Below are 23,490 nucleotides of genomic sequence, written 5' to 3' on the forward strand. Positions count from 1 at the left end.
CGCGCCCGCGGGCCCGGACGGAAAGCGTCAGGAATGGAGAAGCGCCTCCCGGCCGGCCGCCGCTACGGTGGCCGGCATGGACGACGCCATCGCACAGCACGCCGCCGACAGTCATGACCTGATCCGTGTGCACGGGGCACGTGAGAACAACCTCAAGGACGTGAGCGTCGAGATCCCCAAGCGCCGGCTCACGGTGTTCACCGGGGTCTCCGGCTCGGGCAAGAGCTCGCTGGTGTTCGACACCATCGCCGCCGAGTCGCAACGGCTGATCAACGAGACGTACAGCGCGTTCGTCCAGGGCTTCATGCCCACGCTGGCGCGGCCCGAGGTCGACGTGCTCGACGGGCTGACCACCGCGATCATCGTCGACCAGCAGCGGATGGGCGCCGACCCGCGCTCCACGGTCGGCACCGCGACCGACGCCCACGCGATGCTGCGCATCCTGTTCAGCCGGCTCGGCACCCCGCACATCGGTTCGCCCAAGGCGTTCTCCTTCAACGTGGCCTCGATCAGCGGGGCGGGCGCGGTCACCGTGGAGCGCGGCGGGAAGACGGTGAAGGAGCGCCGCGCGTTCAGCATCACCGGCGGCATGTGCCCGCGCTGCGAGGGCCGGGGCGCGGTCACGGACATCGACCTGTCCCAGCTCTACGACGAGGACAAGTCGCTCAGCGAGGGCGCGCTCACCATCCCCGGCTACAAGCCCGGCGGCTGGAACCACCGTCTCTACGCCGAGTCGGGCCTCTTCGCCCCGGACAAGCCGATCCGCACGTTCAGCCGGCGGCAGCTGGACGACTTCCTGTACCGCGAGCCGGTCCGGATGAAGATCGCGGGCATCAACATGACCTACGAGGGCCTGGTGCCGCGCATCCAGAAGTCGATGCTCGCCAAGGACCGGGAGGCGATGCAGCCGCACATCCGGGAGTTCGTGGACCGGGCGGTCACCTTCACCACCTGCCCCGACTGCGGCGGCACCCGGCTCAGCGAGGCGGCCCGGTCCTCGAAGATCAAGGGGATGAGCATCGCCGACGCCTGCGCGATGCAGATCAGCGATCTGGCCGCGTGGGTGCGCGGCCTGGACGAGCCGTCCGTCGCGCCGCTGCTGACCGCGCTGGGCGGGACGCTGGACTCGTTCGTGGAGATCGGCCTCGGCTACCTCTCCCTGGACCGGCCCGCGGGCACGCTCTCCGGCGGCGAGGCGCAGCGGACGAAGATGATCCGCCACCTCGGCTCCTCGCTGACCGACGTCACGTACGTCTTCGACGAGCCGACCACCGGACTGCACCCGCATGACATCCGGCGGATGAACGACCTGCTGCTGCGGCTGCGCGACAAGGGCAACACGGTGCTGGTGGTGGAGCACAAGCCGGAGGTCATCGCGATCGCCGACCACGTGGTGGACCTCGGTCCGGGCGCCGGCACGGCGGGCGGCACCGTCTGCTTCGAGGGCTCCGTCGCCGGGCTGCGGGCGAGCGGCACGCTCACCGGGCGGCACCTGGACGACCGGGCGGCGCTGAAGAAGACGGTGCGCAGGCCGACCGGGGCCCTGGAGATCCGCGGCGCCACCACCCACAACCTGCGGAACGTGGACGTCGACATCCCGCTCGGCGTGCTCACGGTCGTCACCGGGGTCGCCGGTTCCGGCAAGAGCTCGCTCGTGCACGGGTCGATCCCGGCCCGCGAGGGTGTGGTGACGGTGGACCAGGCGCCGATCCGTGGCTCGCGGCGCAGCAACCCGGCGACGTACACCGGTCTGCTGGAGCCCATCCGCAAGGCGTTCGCCAAGGCCAACGGGGTGAAGCCGGCGCTGTTCAGCGCCAACTCCGAGGGCGCCTGCCCGTCGTGCAACGGCGCCGGGGTCGTCTACACCGACCTGGCGATGATGGCCGGGGTGGCCACCACCTGCGAGGACTGCGAGGGCAAGCGGTTCGACGCCTCGGTGCTGGAGTACCGCCTGGGCGGGCGGGACATCAGCGAGGTGCTGGCGATGCCGGTGACCGAGGCCGAGGAGTTCTTCGGCGACGGCGAGGCCCGCACCCCGGCCGCCCACCGCGTCCTGCGGAACATGGCCGACGTCGGCCTCGGCTACCTGACCCTGGGCCAGCCGCTCACCACCCTGTCCGGCGGCGAGCGGCAGCGGCTGAAGCTGGCCACGCACATGGCGGAGAAGGGCGGGGTCTACGTCCTGGACGAGCCGACCACCGGGCTCCACCTCGCCGACGTGGAGCAGTTGCTGGGCCTGCTCGACCGGCTGGTCGACGCCGGCAAGTCGGTGATCGTCATCGAGCACCACCAGGCGGTCATGGCGCACGCCGACTGGATCATCGACCTCGGCCCCGGCGCCGGTCACGACGGCGGCCGGGTCGTCTTCGAGGGCACCCCCGCGGACCTGGTCGCGGCCCGCTCCACGGTCACCGGCGAGCACCTGGCGGAGTACGTGGGCGCGTGAGGCGCGCACGCCGCCTCAGTGGGTCTCCAGCCACTGCTCCAGCGCGGTGAAGTCGGCCTCCGTCAGGCCGTACCGGTGGTCGACGCGGTACGGCAGGGCCGGGGCCGGGTGGTGGGCGGCGAGCCAGGCGCGGTCGGCCCCGGTGATCTCGTCGTCCACCCAGACGAAAGGCCGGCCCGCCGCCCAGCGGGCCAGCGGCCGGGTCTTCCAGTGCCGGGAGGCGGGCCGCTCGTCCACGTCCGGCCACCGCACGACCGGCAGCGGCGGCAGGCCCAGCCACGGCGCGAGGCAGTCGTTGGCGTCGTCCGTCCACGTCGTGGCCCACACCAGCTCGCAGCCCAGCGCCGTCAGCCGGGGGCCGAGCGCGGGATCGACGCGTGGCAGCAGCGGGTGGTGCACCGGCACCGGCGGGCCGTCGTACAGCGGGTAGGCGTGGTCCGCCGCCCCGAAGGGGATGAGCGGGCCGTCGACGTCGAGGAAGAGCAGCATCACCCTTCAGGTTCGTCCCCGTGGCACCGGCCGTCCAGGGGCCGGCCCGGTCAGAACGGCAGCGGCCGGCTGTGGACGACGTCCAGCCGGGACACCGCCCGGGTGAGCACCACGTACAGCCGGTGGGCGCCGCGTTCCTCCGCCTCGGCCACGGCCGCCGGTTCCACGGCGACGACGTGGTCGTACTCCAGGCCCTTGACCACGCTCGCGGGGACGACGGTCAGCCGGGCGCCGGGCGTGTCGGGTCCGGCCGGGGCGAGGCCGGCCCGGTCGAGCGCCGCCCGCACCCGGCCGGTGTCCGCGTCGGCCGTGACCACGCCGACCGAACCCTCCCGGGCGAGGGCGTCGCGTACGGCGGCCACGGTGGTGGCGAGCAGGTCCCCGGTGGGCCGCAGGGTCAGTTCCCCGTCGGTGCGCAGGGAGGTGGCGGCGGGCACGGCGACGTCGAGGCGGGCGAGCAGCCGGTTGGCGAGCGCCAGGACGGCCGCCGGCACCCGGAACCCGGTGGTCAGCGGGATCACGGCCGCGTCCGGCCGGCCGAGGTGGCGCAACTGGACGGACCAGTCGCGGGCGGCCCACGGGGTGGTGCCCTGGGCGAGGTCGCCGAGGACGGTCAGGGAGCCGAAAGCGGCCCGGCGGGCGATGGCGCGGCACTCCATCGGCGACAGGTCCTGCGCCTCGTCCACGACGAGGTGGCCGTAGCCCTCGGGGTGTTCGACGAGCCCGGCGAGTTCGTCGAGCAGGACCAGGTCGGCGGCCGACCAGCGGGCCGACTTGTACGAGCGTGGCGGCCGGGACCACGGCAGTGCCGCCTGCTCGTCCGGGTCGAGCAGGCCGTCCGCCGCACGGGCCAGCGCCTCGCCGCCGGTGAGGAGTCCGGCGAGGACCTCCTCGGGCCTGACCTTCGGCCACACGGCGTCGAGGTGCTCGGTCAGCGGCCGGCAGCGCTCGACGCGGCGCACCCAGGAGGCGGGCAGCACCCCGGAACGCCGTTCGGCCCGGTCGCGCAGCATCCGCACCACCCGGGTGCGCACCCGCTCCCGTCCGACGGCGTACGGCGGTTCCTCGGCGCGCACCTGGGCGACCAGGGCGGCGAGTTCGGCGGCTCGGACGCGCCAGCGGTAGGAGCCGTCGGGTACCTCCAGGTCGGTGGCGGCGCCGGTGGTGACGCGCGCGTACAGCGCCCGGCGCAGCACCTCGGCCATGCGCGGATCGTGCTTGACCGCCGCGGTCCTCAGCGGGTCGGTGCCGGTGACCGGGTGGCGGGCGATCTCCTCCAGCAGGGTGGACTGGCGGACGCCGGTCTCGCCGAGGGAGGGCAGCACCTCGGCGATGTAGGTGAGGAAGGTGCGGTTGGGGCCGAGGATCAGCAGGCCGGAGCGCTGGAGCCGCTTGGGGTGGGTGTAGAGCAGGTACGCGGCGCGGTGCAGGCCGACGGCGGTCTTGCCGGTGCCGGGGGCGCCCTGCACGCAGACGGATTCGGTGAGGGCGGCGCGGACGAGGTCGTCCTGCTCGGGCTGGATGGTCGCGGCGATGTCCCGCATGGGGCCGACGCGGGGCCGTTCGATCTCGCGGGCCACCATGTCGCTGGTGCGGGACTCGCCCCGGCCCAGGTGCTCGTCCTCCAGGCCGGTGAGGTCGGCGGAGTCGCCGCGGCTGCCGGGCGCCCAGCCGAACCGGCGCCGGACCGCCACGCCCTGCGGTTCGCGGGCGCTCGCCTGGTAGAAGGCGCGGGAGACGGGGGCCCGCCAGTCGACGACGAGCGGAGGGGCGGCCGGGTCCTCGGTGATGCGGACCCGGCCGACGTGGTAGCTCTGCCCGCCGTGTCCGGGGGCGCCGTCGGCGAAGTCGAGCCGCCCGAAGAACAGCGGGCCGGGCGGGAGTTCGCGCAGGGCCTTGGCCTGGCTGCGCAGCCGGCGGCCGAGGACCTCGGCGTCGGCTCCCGAGGCGGAGACGTCCTCCCCGATGACGACCTGTTCGGCGGCGCCCTCGACCATCGCGGCGAGGGCCGTACGGCAGGCGTCGTGGTAGGCGCGCTCGGTGTGCAGGGCGTCCGTGAGGGCGGGGTCGAGTGACGTCATGGCGCCAGCGTACCGCCATAACGTTACCGAGTTACATTTTTAACCGAGTCTCACGACAGGTCCCGGCCCCGCAGCCCCGGCAGCCCCTCGGCCAGCCGCCGGAACGCCCGCTCCGCCGCCTCCACCGCGTCCTGCGCCACCTCCGCCAGCGGCTCCCCCGCCGCGATCCGCCGCCAGTTCTCCAGGGCGAGGACGCGCTGCACGGCGATCATCTGCGCGGCGGCCAGCCGTGCGTCCAGATCGCCCCCGAGCGCCTCGGCGAGCGCGGCCTCCGACCGCTCCTGGTGGGCGTACGCGCGCGCCACCAGGGACGGGGTGCCGTAGAGCAGACGGTGGAAGGCGAGCACGCCGGGGTGGTCGTTCAGCCCGGTGACCGGGTCGCGCCGCTCCAGGCCGGCGAGGAAGTGCCGGCGCAGCGCGTCCACCGGGTCGGCCGCCCCGGCGACCACCCCCGCGGCCTCCGTCTCGTGGTCCGCGATCCGGTGCAGGACCAGGTCCTCCTTGGCCGGGAAGTACCGGAAGAGGGTCGGCTTGGAGATCCCGGCCGCGGCGGCGACCTCCGCCACGGACACCGCGTCGAAGCCCCGCTCCAGGAACAGCCCTACGGCGATGTCCGACACGTCCTGGTACATCCGCTGCTTCTTGCGCTCGCGCAGACCCATCTCACCCATGGGGGCGAGCCTACGCAGGGCTGTCCGGACCGGTCCGCAGGCCCAGGGCGCGGGTCAGGTAGGGGTTGGAACGGGGCGGGATGGTCAGGCCCAGCGACGCGGTGGCCGCCGCCAGGGTCATCGCGTACGAGTCCAGCGCCCGGCGGACGTTGGGCGCCTCCCTGCTCGCCCCGGTGACCAGCCGGTCCAGGTCCACGTACGCCGAGCGGACGGTCTCGATCCACCGGTACACCCGCCAGTCCTGACGCCAGTTCCGGGTGCACTCCCGTGGCAGGCGGCTCTCCCAGCGGCGGAACATGCGGTCCCGGATCTCCGGCCGGGTGGGAGTCAGGTGCATGTGCCGGACCAGGTCGTAGAGCGGGTCCCCGACCAGTGCCATCTCCCAGTCGATCAGGGTCAGCGCCAGGCCGTCGTCCCGGCGCACCAGGTTCCAGGGGTTGAGGTCGCCGTGCAGCAGGGCCGGGGTGCGGCGGGTGAGCCGGTGCCGGCCGAGGATCTCGCGCAGCCGGGGCGCGCCGGGCAGCCCGAGGAAGCGGGCCAGCTGCTGCGACTCCTGGGGCAGGCCGGCGACGAGCAGGACGAGCTGGTCGCTGAGCCAGTCGTAGAAGTCCAGACGGACGGCGACGGGGTCGAGCTGGGCGTGGTCGACCTCGGTGAGCGCGGCCAGCTGGTCCACGAGTCCGTCCGCCTCCTGCGGAAGGAGCCCGTGGACCGGGTGGGCGGGCTTGCGGCCGGGATCGCGCGGACCCTCGTAGGTGTGGATCGCGAAGCGGTCCCCGGAGTACGCCCGGTTGCCGCAGTGGCTCTCCCCCAGCGCCAGGATCCTGGGCGCGGCCACCGCCGCCCCGGACTGCTCGATCGCCCGCAGCACCGCGTGCTCGCTGAGGAAGCTGCGTTCGAGCCGGCGGGCGTCCGCCACCCTGCGCCGCACGATGACGGGGAAGCCGGTGCCGGGAGCCCACACCACCGTGTTGAGGTGCACCGTGCCCTTGAACACCCGCTCGGCCGGGGCCGCGCCCTCCAGGAGCAGGGCGTCCCCGACGGCCGGGCGGGGGAAGTCGGGGTGCTCCGGGACGCGCCCGTCCGGCTTCCAGTCGATGGCCCGGGCGACCCGCCCGCCGCGCCCCGCGCCGCCACGCCACACCGCGTCGCTCGCCGCGGCCCGCCAGCGGTAGAGGATGCCCTCGATCTCCCGCTCCCGGGGCACCTGGCCCAGGCGCAGCGGCTCGGCGGCCAGCTCCAGGGCGCGGTGCACGCGGGCCGTCGCCTCGTCCAGGCTCTTCTGGTCGAAGGAGTCCTGGAGGGACCGCGCCGCCCTCATCACGTCGGGGTACACCGACTGGGCCCGCTCGAAGGCGAGGTAATGGGGCAGGTCCCTGGCCACCCCGTTGACGGCGGCGGGGCGCACCGCCTGCACGGCGTGCGCCCAGGCGTCGACGACCTCCTTCTCCTGGTGGTCCGGGTAGCGCATCCGGACCAGGTGGGTGGCGAGGTCGTGCAGCGGGTCGCCGTAGCTCGCCAGCTCCCAGTCCACGCAGATCAGGGGCGGATCACCGCCGTACGACATGATCACGTTGTCGCGGTGCAGATCGGCGTGGAGCAGGCTGTACGGCCGGCGTGCCATGGCCGGAACCCGTTCGGCCAGCCGCACCAGCGCGTCCTCCGGGATGCCGAGGGCGGCGAACAGACCGCCGAACGCGCTCCAGTTGGGCTGCCGGATCTGGAGGTCGGCCATGCGGGCGAGGGCCTGGAGGAAGCCCTGGCTGTCGGTGTAGTTGCGCGGCCACAGCGACGGCAGCGGCGGCAGCGTGGCGCTGCTGCGCACCTGGGCCGTCTCGGCGAGCAGCCCCGCCAGCGCTCTTATCAGCAGGCCGTCGACCGGCTTGCCGTCCCCGCACACGCTGGACAGCGGTACGCCGTCCACATAGCTGTGGATGGCGAAGCCGTCGCCCTCGGCGAGGCATTCGGGCACGTTGGGCAGCACGCCGTTGACGGCCCGCAGGATCGCCGACTCGTTCTGCCAGGTGCGGATCACCACCGGCAGCGCGCCCTTGCGCCGCACCCGCACGGTCACGGGGACGCCCGGCTCCCGGCCGAGCAGCCGGGCCACCGGTTCGGACAGCGGGACCACGTAGTTCTGGTTGTGGAAGCCGCCGCTGGCCGCACCCTCGGCGGCGGCGTACTCCAGGAACGTCCGCAGGACGGCCTGGCTGCGGGCTCCGTCGGCGCGGCCCCCGGTCGTGTCGAGGGGGACGGGAGGTGCGCCCACTGGCCGCTCCGGAGGTTCGATCGCGCGAGAACACGAAAAGGGGAAGGCTGGGGAAACGGTAAGTCCGCTTGGCGACCGGCACGACCGGGCGCCCAGCCGAGTAGCCCAACGGTGGTCGGCCACTCACCTGTGCGGGGTCGTCCGGGGCCGGCTCGTCCGCCGGCCCTCGCGCAGGGATCCGAACGGTCGCTCAGCCCGCGTGCGCGGATGCTATCGCATGGGCACGGGCCTCGTCGGTGAGCAACGTCCAGACTCCCTCGAACCAGCCCGTCATCTTGTCCACGAAGGTGGTGCCCGGCGAGTCGGGACGGCCGTCGCGGACGTGGTGGGTGAGCGTGGCGCCGAGGCCGAGGACGTCGACGGCGTCGATCTCCTCACCCGTCTCCAGCATCACCGGGCGCTCCACCGGCGTGTAGGTGCCGTGCAGCACCTCCTCGCCGTTGATGACGTACAGCTTGAACGACGGGGCGAGAGAGACGTGCCGGAACTCGTACTCCACCGACTCGACCAGCTTCTCGGTGCGCAGTTCGCCGAGGACCTTGTGCAGCGATGCGGTGTGCCGTCCGGTGATGCCGCGCAGCCGGTCCAGCAGCCGGGCGTCGTCCGCGGGATCCTTGCCCCGCGGGTAGGGCAGCAGCTCGATGATGGACGGGGACGGGAGCACCATGCGCAGGGCGATGCGCTCCGGCGCGATGATGCGGGCCCGGATGCGCTCGGCCTGCGCGTGGATGTGGGTGTCGAGGCTCTCGGAGGTCAGGGTGTAGATGTCCAGCGTCACCTCGTCGCGCTCGAACGCCTCGGCGATCAGCGGACCCAGGGTCATCGGGTGCCGGGACCGGCTGGCCCGGGGCGCGGCCGAGTGGATGCGCTGGTTCCTGACGACCCGTGAGCGCTTGCCCTGCTGCGACTCGATCCAGCCCTCGTTGCCCAGCTCCGTCAGCACCCGCTGCACGGTGAACCGCGAGACCCCGAACTCCTGCGCGAGCGCGTTCTGCGAGGGCAGCTCGGTGCCCAGCGGGTAACCGCCGTCGGCGATCCGCACCCGCAGCTCGTCGGAGACCCGGCGGAACGCCTTGCCGCCGGCCTCGTCGTCCTTCCTGCCCGTCCTGCCCGTCCTGCCCGTCCTGCCCGTCCTGCCCGTCACAGCCGGTACGTACCTCTGGCGGGCCCGCGGCAAACACCGGCGACCAGTCAACCAGTCAAGTCAACCTGCTTGTTACTGGATCTAGTTGACAGGGAATGCAGCAACAAGCAGTCAACTTCACCAGTCAACAGGCAGGACCTGAGCGGTTGACTGATCAGCGGCGGTGTACGGGGGTGGCGGCCTTGACGGTCCATGTGCTCGGGATGGACGTGCGGATAGACGACCTGGTCCAACTGGCCTTCTGGGGCGCCGGCCTGCTGACGCCCCTCACCGCCTGGGTCCGCGGGCGGGCACGGCGCCGGCGGGCGGCCGGGCTCCCGGGCCCGGCGCGGGCCGCGGTCACCGGCGGCGCAGCGCCAGCAGCAGGGGTTCCAGCGACCCGACGACGCACTCGGCTCCGGCCTCCCGCAAAAGCTTCCCCTTCTGTTCGTTACGCGCGTAGCCGAGGAACGGCACGCCGGCGTCGCGCGCGGCGGTCAGGTCGGAGGGAGAGTCACCGATCATCAGGGCGTCCGAGGGGGCGGCGCCCATCGCGCTCAGGGCCCGGTTCAGACAGTGCGGGTCGGGCTTGAGCAGGTGCAGGTCGGTGGTGCGGCCGTAGATGTGGGGGCTGAAGCAGGCCGTGAGGCCCCGGGTGTCGAGGTAGGCGGTGACCACCCGGGGGGAGTTGTTCGTGGTGATGGCCAGGCGGGAGCCGACCGCGGTCCAGGTGCGGATCAGCGGGTCGGCGTAGGCGGTGGGCAGCGCGGACGCGGCGGCCCGCAGTTCCTCCTTGGTGAGACGAGCCTCCAGTTCGGCGACGAGGTCGCTGCCGGGGTGCCGGCGGTCCACGGCGCGCAGCACCCCGTGCGGGTCCATCGCCTCGCGCTCGGCGTCGTCGAGCAGGCCGTGCAGCCCGCGGCCGGCCAGCCACTCCACCAGCCCGGCCGCCACCCGCTCCGCCTTGTGCCCGGCGAACAGGCGGCAGATGGGCCCGTCGAAGTCCCAGAGAACCACCCGGGCGCGGCGCAGCAGTTCCCAGGGCTGTGTGGCCGTGCCGGCCGCCGTACCGGTCGTCGTGTCAGTCGTTGTCTCTGTGGTCACTAGGAGAGTGTCAGGTCCGTGGTGATGGTTTCCCAGAGGGCGTCGAACCACTTCTGGGACTGTTCCACGAACGCGGCGTCCCGGCGCCCGGTCCGCTTCTCGAAGGAGAAGAGCAGGGACTCCGAGCCGAGGGTGTCGTACATCTCCAGCGTCCCGCTCTCGGTGGGCTCCTCGCGGCGGGTGACCATGTAGTACGCGTACAGCGCCTCCGCGCCGTTGAGCAGGTACAACTTCGCCGGCGGGGTGAACGGCAACGCCCGGAAGGCGACGTGGACGTCGATGTCGTGGGTGCCGCGCAGGGCCTGGAGGTTGTACTGGAGCACCTGCCCCTGGGCGTTGCGCATCGCCAGCCACCGCTGGTGGACGGCGTCGTCGTCGCTGCCGGCGTCGACCGATACCGGGAAGGCCAGGTTGATGTCCCGGGACGGCAGCAGGATGCGCACGTCGATCCGCTCCGGCCGCAGCCGGCCGTCGTGGATCAGGCGCAGCGGTTCGCCGAGGGCGGGGATCAGGCTCTGCGCGGTCAGGCAGACGGCGTCGATGCGCACGTGCGGCGCGGCGAAGGCATCGGTCAGCCGGGGCGCGAGGGCCACCATGGTCGGCTGCGGTTCCTCGCGCGCGGGGACCGGTTCGGCGACCCGGGGCGGGCTGCCCTTGCTGACGTTGCTGAGCAGTCCGGCCTCCTGGAGCACGCGCAGCGCCTGGCGTACGGTGCCGCGCTCCACGCCGAACTCCTCGGCCAGTTCGGCCTGGGTGGGCAGCCGCTCGCCGACACGGAGGGCACCGGTCCGGATGCGTTGGCGCAGGGTGTCGGCGATCTGCTGGGGCGTGAGCCGCCCGCTGCCATTCACTGCCACGTTCTCCTGGGTCACGACCAAACGCTACAACCCTGAACCGTCTACGGGCAGTTGTTGGAAAGTTGTTTGCGGATAGGGACCAAGTGGGGACAACTTAATCAGAGTTGGCTGCCAACTTGGTCAAGTTGGCAGACCGAAAGGGGGAACGTCCATGCCTGTCCTCGCGCTCCTCTCCGCCCTCTTCGTGGTCGGCTTCGAGCAGCTCGTCCAGTGGCGGTTCGGCGCCGCGGGCCTCGTCGGCCTGCTCCTGCTCACCGTCGGCGTCAAGGCCAACAGCCCGGCCGTCAGCTCGGCCGGCGCGGTCCTGCTGGCGGTCCTGCTGGCCGGTCCCGCGCTGTGACGCCGGCCGGGCCGGCCCAGGGCGTCCAGGGCCTCTCGTCTGGATCACGCCGGGCTACGGCGTCAGCGCCAGGTCCGAACTGATGGTCTCCCACAGCGCCTCGAACCACAGGCGGGACTGCTCCACGAACGTCGCGTCCCGCTGCCCGGCCCGCCGTTCGAAGGCGAACAGCATGGACCGGGTGCCGTCGGCGTCGTACAGCTGCACGTGCTCGTGCTCGATCTCCCGCTCCCGGCGCCCCAGCGTGTAGTACGCGAACAGCGCCTCGGAGTCACCCAGCAGGTAGAGCTTGACCGGCGGGGTGAACGGCAGCGCCCGGAAGGAGACCCGGACGTCGATCCCGTGCGTGGTGCACAGCGCCAGCAGGTTCTGCCGCAGTACCAGGCCCTGGGCGTTGCGCTGGGCCAGCCACCGCCGGTGCAGCAGACCGCCGTCGTCGGCGTCCACCGGTGTCGGGAAGGCCAGGTCGATGTCGCGGCTGGGCAGCAGCAGCCGCACGTCGATCTTGGCCGGTTTCAGCTGCCCCGCGTGGATCTGTCGCAGCGGTTCGCCGATCGCCAGGGTGAGCGAGACGGAGGTCAGGCAGAGGGCGTCGATCCGCACGTGCGGGGCGGCGAAGGCGGCGGCGACGCGCGGCGCGAGGCCGACCATGGTGGGCTGCGGCGGCGCGGCGGGGCCCGCCGGGGGCCGCGCCGGCCCCGGGACGGCCGCCACGGTGGCCGGGCTGCCCTTGGAAACGTTGGTGAGCAGATGCTCCGACTGGAGGATGCGCAGGGCCTGCCGCACCGCGCCGCGTTCGACCCCGAACTCGTCGGCCAGCTTGGCCTGCGTGGGCATGCGCTCGCCCGGCCGCAGCACACCGGACCTGATCCGGCTGCGGAGTTCGTCGGCGATCTCGCGGTGGGACGAGCGGTGCCGCTGGGGCCTCGTCCGCCCACTGGCGGAGGCGTGCTCCGGGTCCACGGTCGAACAGTACAACTTCCCGCCAACTTGCGGCAGTTCCCCGACGGCTGGTTATAAGCCGCTTTCCAGGGACATAAGTACAGTGAAGTTGGCAACCAACTTGCGGGACATGGTCGGACTTCCCAGTGGTTGGCCGCTCGGGTTCCCTTCCGGAGGGGAGCCGGGAGCCCGGACAGGGGACGGCCGCCGGAGCGCACAGCCACAACTGAACAGCGACATCTGAATACCGACATCGCACAGCCACAACTGAACAGCTCGCTACGGATGCAGAGCACGCGGAGGGAAACACCGCAGACAGGGCGCCGACCTCGCACGAGGCGGCGCCCTTTCGTCACATCAGCAGGTCGTCCACCTGGGCCTCGCCCACCCGGTACCGGCGGGCGATCTCCCCGCTGCAGTCGTCGGCCGTCCGCTGCAACCGCTGGCGGCGCCGCGAGACCTCCTGCTCGTAACGGACCAGCCGCCCCATGGCGGCGTTCAGTTCCAGGTCCGTACGCGCCGTCAGGTCCGACAGCTCGACCTCGGCGAGCATCTCGGCGGCCAGTTGCCCGTACTCCTCGTTGTGCGGGGTGCCGAGCGTGACATGGCGGGCCGAGGAGCGCTGCCGGGCCGGTGCGTCCTGAAGGATCTCCGGGAGCCGGTCGACCACGGAGCCGTCCGCCGGCGCCGGCACGGACGCCCGGCCGCGCCGGCCCAGCTCCGCGCGCAGGATGTCGATCCGCCCCTGGAGCAGCCGCCGCACATAGCTGAGGTCCGCCTCGTCGCGCTGGGCGTCGCGGCGCAGGGTCCGCAGCTCGGGCAGGCTCAGCCGGGCCAGGTCGTGCTCGGGAGGCTCGGCGGGCAGCGCCGGGCCCGTGGTGCCGTCGGCGCGCTGGGCGGGCGGCCGGTACGTCCCCTGCGTCCGCAGCCGCCCGCTGGTACTCGGTGTGCTCATGGTGCCTGTGACCGTCCCCTCGACCGGCGTGTGGAAAGCATCGTGCCACCCCAACCGACCGCAATGTGACCGAGTGCCCGCGAACTTCCCCAGATGGGCGGTAAGAGATCCATAGTGGACCCCGTGCGGGCTAGTGCGGGGCACCGGGCATGATGGTCCGCATGCGTGCGGTGGTGCAGAGGGTGGACGGCGCGAGCGTCGTCGTGGACGGCGAGACGGTGGGCGCGATCGAGGGCGAGGGGCTGTGCGTCCTCGTCGGGGTGACCCACGGGGACACCAAGGAGAAGGCGGCGCAGCTCGCCCGCAAACTGTGGACGGTCCGGATGCTGCACGACGAGAAGTCGTGCAGCGACACCGCCGCCCCGCTCCTGGTGATCAGCCAGTTCACCCTCTACGGCGACGCCCGCAAGGGCCGCCGTCCCACCTGGAACGCGGCGGCCCCCGGCGACGTCGCCGAGCCCCTGGTCGACGAGGTGGTGGCCCAGCTGCGCGCCCTGGGCGCGACCGTGGCGACGGGCCGCTTCGGCGCCGGGATGAGGGTGTCACTGACGAACGACGGGCCGTTCACGGTGCTGCTGGAGATCTAGCGGGCGTTCCCCTTGACCCCGTCCACGAACGCGGTCCAGGCCTCCGGCCCGAAGACGAGGGTTCCACGGGCGGGGGCCTTGCTGTCCCGGACGGGGACGAGGGGGAGGTTGTCGGCGACTTCGACGCAGTTGCCGCCGTCCGAGTTGCTGTAGCTGCTCTTGCGCCACGTCAGCTTGTCCAGGTCAATGGCTCGCACGGCACCCGCTCCCTTCACATCAGGCCGATTGGCGCTTGACCCCGTCCACGAACGCCGTCCAGGCCCCGGCCCGGAAAAGGAGGGTTCCGCGGGCGGGGGCCTTGCTGTCCCGGACGGGGACGACGGAGGGGACGTCGTCGGAGACCTCTATGCAGGCGCCACCGTCCGAGTTGCTGTAACTGCTCTTGCGCCACGTCACGCTGCTCAGGTCGACGGCTCGCACGGCACTTCCTCCAACATCTGCAAGATGAACTTGCGCGACTCGACCGGGCCCAGAACTAGGTCGCGGATCGCATCATATCGGCGCTGCAAGCCCTCAACCATGCTGATGTCGTCGATCAGTTCGCCGCGCACATCGTTCTCCACGTAGGCAACCGTACGACCGTCCGGCAACCGCAGGAAGGTCACGGCGGTGTCCATCAGGCCGTGCAGCCCGGTACCGAATGGCAACACGTAGAGGGTGATGTTCGGGCGCTCCAACACCTCCGCCAGATGCGCCAACTGATCCCTCCACTCACGCGGGTGCCTCAATGAGGCCCGCAGAGCGCCTTCGGAGAGGAGAGCGCGGAACGGCGGCGCTTCCTCCCCCTCCAGCACCTGGCGTCGTCCGATGCGCGCCTCCACCTGACGTTCGAGTTCTCGACCCCTGATGCCGCCCGCGGCGAGCAGCTCTCGTGCGTACTGCGGAGTCTGAAGCAAGCCGTGAAGGGTGCCGCCTCCGTAGTGCCACAGGCTGATGGCCTCCGCCTCCAGCTCCATGTAGCCCCGGTACTGCTCCTTGAACTGTGCGGGATCCATGACCGCCAGCTCCCACAGCGTGACCAGCAGCCCCGGCGTTCCGTAGAACTGGTCCAGCGCCTGGACGACCTCGGGTCCGCCCAGCGTCTGCCCGCTCTCCATCTTGCTGAACTGGGACGCGTCCCAGCCGACCTCCTTCGCCAGGTCCCGCAGGCTCAGCCCCCGTTCGCTCCGCAGGCGCCGTAACTCCTCGCTGAACCGCGCCCTCGGCTCCTGGCTCCGTCCCGTGACCACCAACCGCTGTGGCATCGCGCTCCTGTTGAATTTGTTGAATTTGGCGGGCCCCGCGTTGAATTTGGCCCGCTCAGCAGCCCGGACGCCGTTTCCGTGCGCCATGCTCTTGAACACCGACCGAACACGCAGCGTAGCCGCACCTTCGCGCTGCGCACACGCGTTCTTGGAAAGGAGCAGGCCGTGATGACGACGACGCCCGAGTCCCACGAGCCGGGACGACTTCTCTACGACCCCGCCACCGGCAGGGTCGGCGAGTACCGGGACCGGGCCGGCCCCTACGTGATGCTGCGCCCCGTCGGCGGCGGGGTGGAGTGGCAGGCCGATCCGGAGAAGGTGCGTCCGGCCACGGACCGGGAGCGGATCGGGGCGGGTGTGCGGGCCGTCAACCAGCGCGCCAAGGGTGTGCCGTCGCTGCCGCCGCCCCTGGACGAGGCGAGCCGGCCACCGCGCCCCGTGCCGGGCTGTGCCGCCTGTCTGGAGCTGGCGGAGCGGCGGGAGACGGCGCGGGTGGCGTACGACCGCAGCGCCGAGACCGACGCGAACGTGCTGCTGCGCCAGCACCAGCGGACGGAGCACCGCGCATGACGGCCGAGCGGGACGGTCTGCCGTACGAGGAGTGCAGGCGCCGGCAGCGGGAGAACCCGGCGCCACGGGACCGGGACACGACCCCGCCGGCCTACGCGCTGCCGCCCTTCCATCCCGCGTTCGCGCCCGGTCCCCGTCCCGGGGTGCGTGGTGCGCCCGACGTCCCCGACCCGGGCCCCCCGCCCCGCCCCGGACGCCGTCCCGGGCGCCGCGTGCCCGACGGTGCGGCCGTCAGCGGATTCCTCGCCGCTCTCTGCGTCGGCGCGCTGCTCGCGGCGATCGGGCTCTCGGCGGTCCGGCGCTGCTGACGCGGGCCCGTGCACAGCGGAAGGGCCGCACCCCCCACTGGCGTCCAACCCAGGGGATGCGGCCCTCAGCCGTCACTGAACCCGTCACAGGCCCTCGTACGGTCGCTCAGACGGCGATGGCGACCTCGGCCAGCCCGCCCTTCTGGGCCACGACCGTGCGGTCGGCGGTCGCGCCCGGCACCAGCGCCCGCAGCGTCCACGTGCCCTCGGCCGCGTAGAAGCGGAACTGGCCGGTCGCGGAGGTGGGCACCTCCGCGGTGAACTCGCCGGTCGAGTCGAGCAGTCGGACGTATCCGGTCACCGGCTCGCCGTCGCGGGTCACCTGGCCCTGGATCGTGGTCTCACCGGGCTTGATCGTCGAGGCGTCCGGGCCGCCGGCCTTCGCTCCACACATGCGTTTCTCCAGAGGGGTCTCGGTCTGACCAGAAGGTCGGTCGGGGTTACTTGGCGGCGCCGAGCTCGATCGGCACGCCGACGAGGGAGCCGTACTCGGTCCAGGAGCCGTCGTAGTTCTTGACGTTCTCCACGCCCAGCAGCTCGTGCAGCACGAACCAGGTCAGGGCCGAGCGCTCACCGATGCGGCAGTAGGCGATCGTGTCCTTGGCGAGGTCCACGTTCTCGGCGGCGTAGAGCTCCTTGAGCTCCTCGTCCGACTTGAAGGTGCCGTCGTCGTTGGCGTTCTTCGACCACGGGATGTTGCGGGCGCTCGGCACGTGGCCCGGCCGCTGCGACTGCTCCTGCGGCAGGTGCGCCGGGGCGAGCAGCTTGCCGGAGAACTCGTCGGGCGAGCGGACGTCGACCAGGTTCTGCGAGCCGATCGCGTTCACGACGTCGTCGCGGAAGGCGCGGATCGAGGTGTCCTGCGGCTTGGCCTTGTAGTCCGTCTTCGGGCGCTCGGGGACCTCGTCGCCGGCGACCAGCTCACGGGCGTCCAGCTCCCACTTCTTGCGGCCGCCGTCGAGGAGCTTGACGTTCTCGTGGCCGTACAGCTTGAAGTACCAGTAGGCGTACGACGCGAACCAGTTGTTGTTGCCGCCGTAGAGGACCACCGTGTGGTCGTTGGCGATGCCCTTCTCCGACAGGAGCTTCTCGAAGCCCTCCTGGTCGATGAAGTCACGGCGGACCGGGTCCTGGAGGTCCTTGGTCCAGTCGATGCGGATCGCGTTCTTGATGTGGTTCTTGTCGTAGGCGGACGTGTCCTCGTCCACCTCGACGATCGCGATGGTCGGGTCGTCCAGGTGCTCCTGGAGCCAGTCGGCGTCGACCAGGACGTCGCTGCGGCTCATGCTCTTCTCCTCCGGGGCAGTCGCGGCGGGGCGTGCGAGTAGGCAGGGGCGCGCTCGGTGCCGAGCGGCGCACGGATGCCCTGGCAGCAGGGCGGGTGAGGCGCGGGAGCCGGGGCTTCCGCTCAGAAGGGGCGACAGAGCATGGCGGCAACGCGGCACAGGTCCACTGCCCGCCGCTTCGTGAGATCCGCCTGTCGCTTCATGGACTCGATCGTAGGGACGTCCGGGCGGGCGTGTCACCGGTGTGTCACATGGCGAGACAGGATCGTCCGAATGGCGGGACATGCGGGCGCCCGGAGAGCCGTCCGGCGGCTCCGGGCGCTCGCTCAGGTCAGCGCATCTGCGCTACGGACGTGCTCGTCTCGCCAGTCGGACAAGGCCGGTCACCGTCCTCGCGTCCACCGGCGTCCGTCTCCGCCGGTGTCCGACCGCCTACCCCGCCAGCTTGACGTCCGAACCCTTCACGCTGATCCGCACGCCGTTCGGCGCGGCCTCCACCTTGTCCAGCTTGATGCCGCCGGGCAGCTGGTCGACGGCCTGCTGGAAGTCGGTGATCCGGCGGATGCGGTCCTCGGCGACCGCGGCGGCGCCCAGCTGCGGCAGCGAGTCCGCGTGCACCTCGACCTTGTTGTTCACCACGGCCACCGAGCTGAGCACGGACACCGTCTGCTTGACCCCGAGCGCCGAGACGGTCCCCTCCACCGCGACCTTGATCTTCCCGTTGCCTCCGTCGGAGAGGCCGACGACCCGCGCCATGACGCCGGGGGCCACCTCGGTCGGCTCGGACTTGGCCGTCTTCAGCAGCTCGGCGTACGAGATCGACGCCGTGCCGGTCGCGGCGGACGCGGTGGCCGAGCTGTAGTCGCCGGAGAACTCGACGCCCTTCATGTCGGCCTTCAGGTCGTCGATCCGGATGGTCTGTCCGGGCTTGCCGGTGGCGGCCTCGTAGTCCTTGATGCCGACCTCGACGTCGTCGAGCGAGCCGCCCGCGAGCTGCGTGAGGAACGGGAAGCCCTTGATGTCCACGCTCGGGGTCGAGGCCAGGTTCTCGGTCGCCTTCAGCTTGTCCGCGGCCTCGCCCTCGGCGAAGTGCACGGCGACCCGGTCCACGATCACGAAGAGTCCGCCCAGGACCACGACGAGGATCAGGAGTATTCGCAGGGCGCGCATGTGGTGGTTCCCCCGGGTCGGCGGCGGTTTCGTGAATCCGGTACGGACACGCCACGGTAACCCCGCCGGGCCCGGTCGCAGGGAATTTGTGGATCAGTTGTGACAGGCCGCGCCGGACCTACAGTGGACGTATGTACGCCCGGCGCCGGCACGTCTACTTCGCCATGATGGGGACCTGCATCGGTCTCTTCGTCCTGGCCTGGGGGCTCGTCCGCATCTGGTCGGTGCCGGCGGCCGTCGGCATGTGCGTGGTGGCCATGGTCATCCCGCCGGTCGCCGCGATGATCGCCAACCGCCGGGGTCCGGAGGACCGCTGGTGGGACGACCCCTCCGGCGACCCGCAGTCCGACGAGTGGTGGGACGAACTGGACGGCAGGAAACGCCCGCGGCCCTAGGGTCTCTCGGAACGCCGGCGGTGCCCCGCCCCGGCCGGCCCTGCGGGGAAGGTTCAGTAGACGAGCGCCTGCGTGTCCTCCGCCAGTGCCTCCTGGACGAAGACCTGCGCGCCCGCGATCCGTACGCCCTCGACGACGTCCTTCTCCGTGATCTCCCGGCGGGCGGCGCACTGCGTGCACAGCGTGACGCGTCCGGCGGCGAGGACCGACTCCAGCAGATCGGGCAGCGGCGCGGCGTGCGGCAGCTCGAACTCGGCGGCCCGGCCCGGCAGTGCGAACCAGGACGACTCCCCGGTCAGCCACAGCGAGACCTCGACCCCGCTGGCCACCGCCACGGCGGCCACCGTGAACGCCTGCGAACACCGCTCGGGGGCGTCCGCCCCGGCCGTCACCTTGATCACGAGCTTCTTCGCCATGCGGGAAGCGTAGCCCTCGGCGGCGCCGCCCCTCGCAGGGAGCGCCCCGGCCCGGCCGCGTAAGCTGGGCTGCGGCTCTGTCGTCCGCCCACCCTCGCTCAAGGAGCACCCGTGGAAGCATTCTTCGAAGTCCTGCTGGTCCTGGTCTGCGTCGGCGTGCTCGCCTTCGCCGGTCTGACCGTGAAGAAGCTGTTCCAGGGCCAGCGCTGATCCACACCCACGAAAGCCTCCGATCATGATCGAGATCCCGTCCGACCTGCACAAGGACCTCGTCCCGCTCGCCTTCCTGCTCGGCAACTGGGCCGGCGCGGGCGTGCATGACTTCCCCGGCTCTCAGAAGTGCAACTTCGGGCAGGAGGTCAGCTTCACCCACGACGGCCGGGACTTCCTGGAGTACCGCTCCCACACCTGGGTGCTCGACCAGGACGGCAACAAGGTCCGCCCCCTGGAGACCGAGTCCGGCTTCTGGCGGATCGGCCCGGACCGGAAGGTCGAGGTCACGATGACCCGCGACGACGGTGTGATCGAGATCTGGTACGGCGAGATGGCCGACAAGAAGCCGCAGATCGACCTGGTGACGGACGCCGTCGCCCGCACCGCCGACTCCCGGCCCTACAGCGGCGGCAAGCGGCTGTACGGCTACGTCAAGAGCGACCTGATGTGGGTCGGCGAGAAGCAGACCCCCGAGGTCCCGCTGCGCCCCTACATGTCGGCCCAGCTCAAGAAGGTCGTCACCCCCGAGGACGTCGAGCGCTGGGCGAAGACCCTCCCCGACGACCTCCCGGACGACGGCATCGCCTTCTTCAAGTAGGCCGCCGCCTCTTCCTGATCTTCTCGTCCACAGGGCCCCGCGCACCGCGCCGGGGCCCTGTGTCGTTTCCGGTTGTTTCCAGTTCCTCGGGCACTTGCCGAAAGGAGGGGTTAACAGTTTCAGTGCGCAGTGCACTGCGGTTGCATGAGCGATGCCGGCAAGGCTACCGTGGGCACAACGGCGGGGCGCCTCAACCGAGTTGGGATGCGTCTCGAAGCAGAAACCCCCGGCTGCCTGAAAGGCAGCCGGGGGCCTGAATGCCGTGCCCTGGGTGGCGTGCCGAGCAGAGGCGAGCCCAGGGCGTTCATCACCCAACGTATCACGGTGGGTCCGTTCCTGTGCCGAAACGTGTTCCCGGGCCGCGGTGTGCCCGGAAAAGGGGGGTTCGATGACCGACGACCTGCCGGAGTGGATGCTGCGCGCTTTCTCGCGGCTCCGACTGGGACGTTACGTCGGTGCGGCGCGCGGCAACGCCCTCGTGGCGCGGCGACTGTACTGGTGGAACGTCGAAGCCTCGGCCGCGCTCTACGGCTCGCTGCACTGCCTGGAACTGGCCCTGCGCAACGCGTTGCACCAGCAGCTCACCCTCGGCTACCGGAGGGACGACTGGTGGACGGCAGCACCTCTCAACGCGAACGGACAGCGGCTCGTGGCCAAGGCCCGGAGCAAGTGCGAACGCCGTGGCCTGGTGCCCGCCCCGCCCGACAGCATGGTCGCCGAGCTGTCGTTCGGCTTCTGGGCGTCCCTGGTGAGCGGGGGGTCCGGCTACGACCGACTGTTCTGGGTGCCCACCGTGCACAAGGCGTTCCCGCACTACTCCGGCCGCCGTGACACCCTGTACGACGGCCTGTGGTCGTTGGTGTTGTTGCGCAACCGGATCATGCACCATGAGCCGATCCATCACCGCGACCTCGCCGCCGACCATGCCAAGATCTACCGCATGCTCGGGTACCTCGACCCCCAGCTGGCCAAGGAAGCCCAGGCCATGGACCGGTTCCCGGCCGTGCTCGCGGGCAAGGCGGACACGCTGCGTGGATCCAGGCCTTCCCGGTTCTGAGTGGTGGGAGGAACGGTGAGCGACTTCGAAGGGGTCCTCGTGACGCGGGCCGACATCGCCCGCTTCGCCGGCGTGAAGCGGCCCGCCGTCACGAACTGGGAGCGGCGGCACGCAGACTTTCCCCGACCCCTCGAGAGGTCCGTCGATGCCCCCTCGGGCGTCGAGGTCTTCTCCGCCGCCGAGGTGCTGGCCTGGCTGGCGCAGCGCACGATTCCCGCGAATGCCCGACAGTCCGACGAGCCCGCGGGGACCACGTACGGCGACCGGTTCCGGGTCTCGCTCGGCGGAACGCGGTCCGGGGCGCTGTTCAAGGCCGTGGACCTGTTGAGCGGTCAGCAGGCGGAACGATTCCGTGGCGAGCTGTCCCACGCCGAGTACCTCACCGTGCTGCTGACCCTCGTCTACCTCCGGGGGTGCCGCCCCGAGGATTGGCGGCGGATCGTGGCCGAGGCGAGCCGGTACCAATTCCCGCACTCCGGCGAGCTTCTGGTGCGCTTCGTTGCGAGCGCGGTCCGTGCAGGCCTGGGCGCCGTACATGAGCAGCTCGTCCTCGCTCTGTCACAGAACCTCGGAGGCGCCCGCGTGGCAGACATGGTCCGTCTGCTCGACGACACCGGCCCCGCGGACAGGGCCGAACACGCCAAGGGCTTCGAAAGGGTGCTGGCGCGTTACAGCGAGCTGCTGGGAAAGAGGGCGGGTGACTTCTTCACACCGCGAGCCGCCGTCCATGTGATCGCAAGGCTCATCGCCGAGGGCGCCCGAGATGTGCACAGCGTGCATGATCCGTTCGTCCGCGCCGGTGAGCTGGTGTCGGCGGCCTGGGACGCCGTGGACGCGGCGCGGCAAACACCCGGACGAATCGAAGTCAGCGGCGCGGGCGTGGGCGAACACCCGCTGGCGCTGGCGGGCATGAACCTCGCCCTGCACGGGATCCCGGACGCCGGGCTGTGGACCGGAGAAATCGCCCCCTCAGCCGGGGGCGGTCCCTGGCACCTCGATGCCCGAGGGTTCGACCGGGTCGTCACGAACCCTCCGTTCAACGCGAAGTTCGATCGTCCCGTCGACGAAAGGTACTGGCGCTACGGCCCGCCGCCCCGGCACAACGCCAATTTCGCCTGGCTCCAGCACGTCGTGGCCAGCCTGAGGCCGGATGGCCGGGCGGCGGTCATCATGCCCGACATCGCAGCCTTCTCGGCCAACCCCTCGGAAGGCAGGATCAGAGCCGGGATGGTGGAGGACGGAGCGGTGGAGGCGTTGATCGCCCTCCCCGCGCAACTCTTCGCGAGCACCGGCATCTCGGTCACCGTGTGGCTGCTACGGCATCCGACCGGCTCGTGCGACGAGATCCTGTTCGTGGACGCCAGCCACTTCGGCTCTCTGACGACACGGGTCCGGCGGGAACTGTCCCCGGACGAGGTTCGACTCATTCACGAGGAACACCGGTCCTGGACCGCGGCCAGGGCCGAGGGACGCGCGTTCACGGGAACCGACGGACTGAGCAGAGCCGTTTCCATCGAGAGACTCAGAGACATGGATTACACGCTCAGCCCCGCCTTCCATGTGCCGCGCGGTAAACGGTCTGACACCAGGCCTGCCGACCGGGCGGATCTGGCGATTCTGGCCGGGCGCCTGGCCGAGACGCACGCGCGAACGCGGGAGGCGGACGCCGCGGTGGAGGAGCTGCTGGGGAGATACGGCCTGTGAGCGAGGAAATGATCGACGCTCTCCCACACGGCTGGCGGCGGGTGTCCCTCGGCGACATCTGCGAGATCCAGGGTGGCGGTCCAGCCGTGCGCAGGACCGAGCAGATCGAGGCGGGAGTGCCGCTCATCCGTCCGGCCGATCTGCGCAATCGAAGGATCGCGGACCGGTCCGGCATGATGTGCGTCGACCCCCGGACGGCGCGTGACCTGTCCAAATACCGGGTGCTCGCCGACGACATCCTGGTGGCGCGCACCGGGGCGGTGGGCCGAGTCGCGCTCGTGACCGCTCAGGAAAGCGGATGGCTGTACAACACCCACCTGTTCCGGGTGCGCGCACACGAACCCGCGCAGGCCGCGTACCTGCTCGCCTACCTCTCGCGTCGGGGAGCCGGTGAGTGGCTGGAGCGGCGCGCGGCCGGCACCACGGGCATGCGGTCCATCACCGTGCGCACGCTCCATGACCTGCCGGTGCCGCTGCCCACGCTCGACCAGCAGAGGGACATCGGAGCCGCCCTCCATGCGATCGACGAGAAGATCAGAGCACACGAGGAGATCATCCGAGCGACCGCGGATCTGCGTGAGGTCCTCTCCGACCTTTTGATGTCGGGCGGCCTGCCCACAGGCTCTTCGGCTCCTTGATGGTTGTCGGCCCTCCTACACTGGGCG

General features: G+C 71.4%; 27 protein-coding genes. 10 read left to right on the forward strand and 17 right to left on the reverse strand.

Translation table 11 applies throughout. The features are described 5' to 3' along the window. Positions 1-76 precede the first annotated feature (76 nt). Positions 77-2,446, forward strand: a complete 2,370-nt coding sequence (locus AB0946_RS13110) for an excinuclease ABC subunit UvrA (protein WP_366760634.1) — start codon at positions 77-79, stop codon at positions 2,444-2,446. Between the two features lie 15 nt (positions 2,447-2,461). Here AB0946_RS13110 and AB0946_RS13115 read toward each other — a convergent pair whose 3' ends face one another. The 7 genes from AB0946_RS13115 to AB0946_RS13145 all read right to left on the reverse strand — a co-directional run bounded on the left by AB0946_RS13115 (position 2,462) and on the right by AB0946_RS13145 (position 11,061). After that, positions 2,462-2,935, reverse strand: a complete 474-nt coding sequence (locus tag AB0946_RS13115; protein ID WP_366760635.1) for an HAD domain-containing protein — start codon at positions 2,933-2,935, stop codon at positions 2,462-2,464. Between the two features lie 50 nt (positions 2,936-2,985). Continuing rightward, positions 2,986-5,016, reverse strand: a complete 2,031-nt coding sequence (locus AB0946_RS13120) for an AAA family ATPase (RefSeq protein WP_366760636.1) — start codon at positions 5,014-5,016, stop codon at positions 2,986-2,988. Positions 5,017-5,066: 50 nt separating this feature from the next. Next, positions 5,067-5,687: a TetR family transcriptional regulator gene (locus tag AB0946_RS13125; RefSeq protein WP_366760637.1), complete on the reverse strand. Its 621-nt coding sequence runs from the start codon at positions 5,685-5,687 to the stop codon at positions 5,067-5,069. A 10-nt stretch (positions 5,688-5,697) separates the two neighbouring features. Continuing rightward, positions 5,698-7,956 (reverse strand): aminoglycoside phosphotransferase family protein, encoded by a 2,259-nt coding sequence (locus AB0946_RS13130; RefSeq protein ID WP_366760638.1) that lies wholly within the window; start codon positions 7,954-7,956, stop codon positions 5,698-5,700. Between the two features lie 190 nt (positions 7,957-8,146). Beyond that, positions 8,147-9,100 (reverse strand): winged helix-turn-helix domain-containing protein, encoded by a 954-nt coding sequence (locus AB0946_RS13135; protein ID WP_366760639.1) that lies wholly within the window; start codon positions 9,098-9,100, stop codon positions 8,147-8,149. 339 nt (positions 9,101-9,439) lie between these two features. Continuing rightward, positions 9,440-10,096, reverse strand: coding sequence for an HAD-IA family hydrolase (locus tag AB0946_RS13140; protein WP_366760708.1), 657 nt, complete (start codon positions 10,094-10,096; stop codon positions 9,440-9,442). A gap of 86 nt (positions 10,097-10,182) precedes the next feature. Continuing rightward, complete coding sequence (locus AB0946_RS13145; RefSeq protein WP_366760640.1) at positions 10,183-11,061, reverse strand: winged helix-turn-helix domain-containing protein; 879 nt, start codon at positions 11,059-11,061, stop codon at positions 10,183-10,185. 130 nt (positions 11,062-11,191) lie between these two features. On the opposite strand from AB0946_RS13145, the gene AB0946_RS13150 reads away from it, so the two are divergent. After that, positions 11,192-11,380 (forward strand): hypothetical protein, encoded by a 189-nt coding sequence (locus AB0946_RS13150; protein WP_366760641.1) that lies wholly within the window; start codon positions 11,192-11,194, stop codon positions 11,378-11,380. Between the two features lie 54 nt (positions 11,381-11,434). Here the strand turns inward: AB0946_RS13150 and AB0946_RS13155 are convergent, their stop codons facing one another. Continuing rightward, on the reverse strand, positions 11,435-12,343 hold the full coding sequence (locus AB0946_RS13155) for a winged helix-turn-helix domain-containing protein (protein WP_366760642.1): 909 nt from the start codon (positions 12,341-12,343) through the stop codon (positions 11,435-11,437). A 331-nt stretch (positions 12,344-12,674) separates the two neighbouring features. Further along, positions 12,675-13,277: an aerial mycelium formation protein gene (locus AB0946_RS13160; protein WP_366760643.1), complete on the reverse strand. Its 603-nt coding sequence runs from the start codon at positions 13,275-13,277 to the stop codon at positions 12,675-12,677. A 161-nt stretch (positions 13,278-13,438) separates the two neighbouring features. Between AB0946_RS13160 and dtd the strand changes: the two genes are divergently transcribed. Then, positions 13,439-13,864, forward strand: coding sequence for a D-aminoacyl-tRNA deacylase (gene dtd / locus AB0946_RS13165; RefSeq protein ID WP_366760644.1), 426 nt, complete (start codon positions 13,439-13,441; stop codon positions 13,862-13,864). On the opposite strand, the gene AB0946_RS13170 is transcribed toward dtd, so the two are convergent. Genes AB0946_RS13170 through AB0946_RS13180 form a run of 3 tightly spaced genes read right to left on the reverse strand, consistent with a single transcriptional unit; the run spans position 13,861 to position 15,108 of the window. Further along, positions 13,861-14,061, reverse strand: a complete 201-nt coding sequence (locus tag AB0946_RS13170; protein ID WP_366760645.1) for a DUF397 domain-containing protein — start codon at positions 14,059-14,061, stop codon at positions 13,861-13,863. The two genes, dtd and AB0946_RS13170, sit on opposite strands and share 4 nt — an antisense overlap. A 19-nt stretch (positions 14,062-14,080) precedes the next feature. Further along, positions 14,081-14,284, reverse strand: coding sequence for a DUF397 domain-containing protein (locus AB0946_RS13175; RefSeq protein ID WP_366760646.1), 204 nt, complete (start codon positions 14,282-14,284; stop codon positions 14,081-14,083). Then, entirely contained in the window at positions 14,266-15,108 is an 843-nt protein-coding gene (locus AB0946_RS13180) for a Scr1 family TA system antitoxin-like transcriptional regulator (RefSeq protein ID WP_132785551.1), read from the reverse strand. Before AB0946_RS13180 ends, AB0946_RS13175 begins: the two co-directional genes overlap by 19 nt. 168 nt (positions 15,109-15,276) lie before the next feature. On the opposite strand from AB0946_RS13180, the gene AB0946_RS13185 reads away from it, so the two are divergent. Continuing rightward, positions 15,277-15,678: a hypothetical protein gene (locus AB0946_RS13185; RefSeq protein ID WP_366760647.1), complete on the forward strand. Its 402-nt coding sequence runs from the start codon at positions 15,277-15,279 to the stop codon at positions 15,676-15,678. After that, positions 15,675-15,986, forward strand: a complete 312-nt coding sequence (locus AB0946_RS13190; protein ID WP_366760648.1) for a hypothetical protein — start codon at positions 15,675-15,677, stop codon at positions 15,984-15,986. The genes AB0946_RS13185 and AB0946_RS13190 overlap by 4 nt, the downstream gene beginning before the upstream one ends. Positions 15,987-16,092: 106 nt before the next feature. Here the strand turns inward: AB0946_RS13190 and AB0946_RS13195 are convergent, their stop codons facing one another. The 4 genes from AB0946_RS13195 to AB0946_RS13210 all read right to left on the reverse strand — a co-directional run bounded on the left by AB0946_RS13195 (position 16,093) and on the right by AB0946_RS13210 (position 18,442). After that, a complete protein-coding gene (locus tag AB0946_RS13195) occupies positions 16,093-16,380 on the reverse strand; it encodes a DUF1416 domain-containing protein (protein WP_145875861.1) in 288 nt (95 codons plus the stop codon). 46 nt (positions 16,381-16,426) lie between these two features. Beyond that, on the reverse strand, positions 16,427-17,272 hold the full coding sequence (locus AB0946_RS13200; RefSeq protein ID WP_366760649.1) for a sulfurtransferase: 846 nt from the start codon (positions 17,270-17,272) through the stop codon (positions 16,427-16,429). Positions 17,273-17,394: 122 nt separating this feature from the next. After that, entirely contained in the window at positions 17,395-17,475 is an 81-nt protein-coding gene (locus tag AB0946_RS13205; RefSeq protein ID WP_350751515.1) for an Ms5788A family Cys-rich leader peptide, read from the reverse strand. Between the two features lie 229 nt (positions 17,476-17,704). After that, a complete protein-coding gene (locus tag AB0946_RS13210) occupies positions 17,705-18,442 on the reverse strand; it encodes a DUF2993 domain-containing protein (RefSeq protein WP_366760650.1) in 738 nt (245 codons plus the stop codon). A gap of 131 nt (positions 18,443-18,573) precedes the next feature. Here AB0946_RS13210 and AB0946_RS13215 point away from each other — a divergent pair, with 131 nt between their 5' ends. Then, entirely contained in the window at positions 18,574-18,837 is a 264-nt protein-coding gene (locus AB0946_RS13215; RefSeq protein ID WP_366760651.1) for a DUF3099 domain-containing protein, read from the forward strand. Between the two features lie 53 nt (positions 18,838-18,890). On the opposite strand, the gene AB0946_RS13220 is transcribed toward AB0946_RS13215, so the two are convergent. Beyond that, complete coding sequence (locus AB0946_RS13220) at positions 18,891-19,253, reverse strand: DsrE family protein (protein WP_171155039.1); 363 nt, start codon at positions 19,251-19,253, stop codon at positions 18,891-18,893. A gap of 235 nt (positions 19,254-19,488) precedes the next feature. Here AB0946_RS13220 and AB0946_RS13225 point away from each other — a divergent pair, with 235 nt between their 5' ends. The 4 genes from AB0946_RS13225 (at position 19,489) to AB0946_RS13240 (ending at position 23,463) form a co-directional block, all read left to right on the forward strand. After that, positions 19,489-20,064: an FABP family protein gene (locus AB0946_RS13225; protein ID WP_366760652.1), complete on the forward strand. Its 576-nt coding sequence runs from the start codon at positions 19,489-19,491 to the stop codon at positions 20,062-20,064. A 388-nt stretch (positions 20,065-20,452) separates the two neighbouring features. Beyond that, positions 20,453-21,121: a hypothetical protein gene (locus AB0946_RS13230; RefSeq protein WP_366760653.1), complete on the forward strand. Its 669-nt coding sequence runs from the start codon at positions 20,453-20,455 to the stop codon at positions 21,119-21,121. A 15-nt stretch (positions 21,122-21,136) separates the two neighbouring features. Further along, the gene (locus AB0946_RS13235; protein WP_366760654.1) at positions 21,137-22,825 is read left to right on the forward strand and encodes an N-6 DNA methylase; all 1,689 of its coding nucleotides are present in this window, start codon (positions 21,137-21,139) and stop codon (positions 22,823-22,825) included. 8 nt (positions 22,826-22,833) lie between these two features. Beyond that, positions 22,834-23,463 (forward strand): restriction endonuclease subunit S, encoded by a 630-nt coding sequence (locus tag AB0946_RS13240; RefSeq protein WP_366760710.1) that lies wholly within the window; start codon positions 22,834-22,836, stop codon positions 23,461-23,463. Positions 23,464-23,490 lie beyond the last annotated feature (27 nt).

This window comes from Streptomyces sp. NPDC046870, assembly GCF_040704595.1.
GTDB lineage: Bacteria > Actinomycetota > Actinomycetes > Streptomycetales > Streptomycetaceae > Streptomyces > Streptomyces argyrophylli.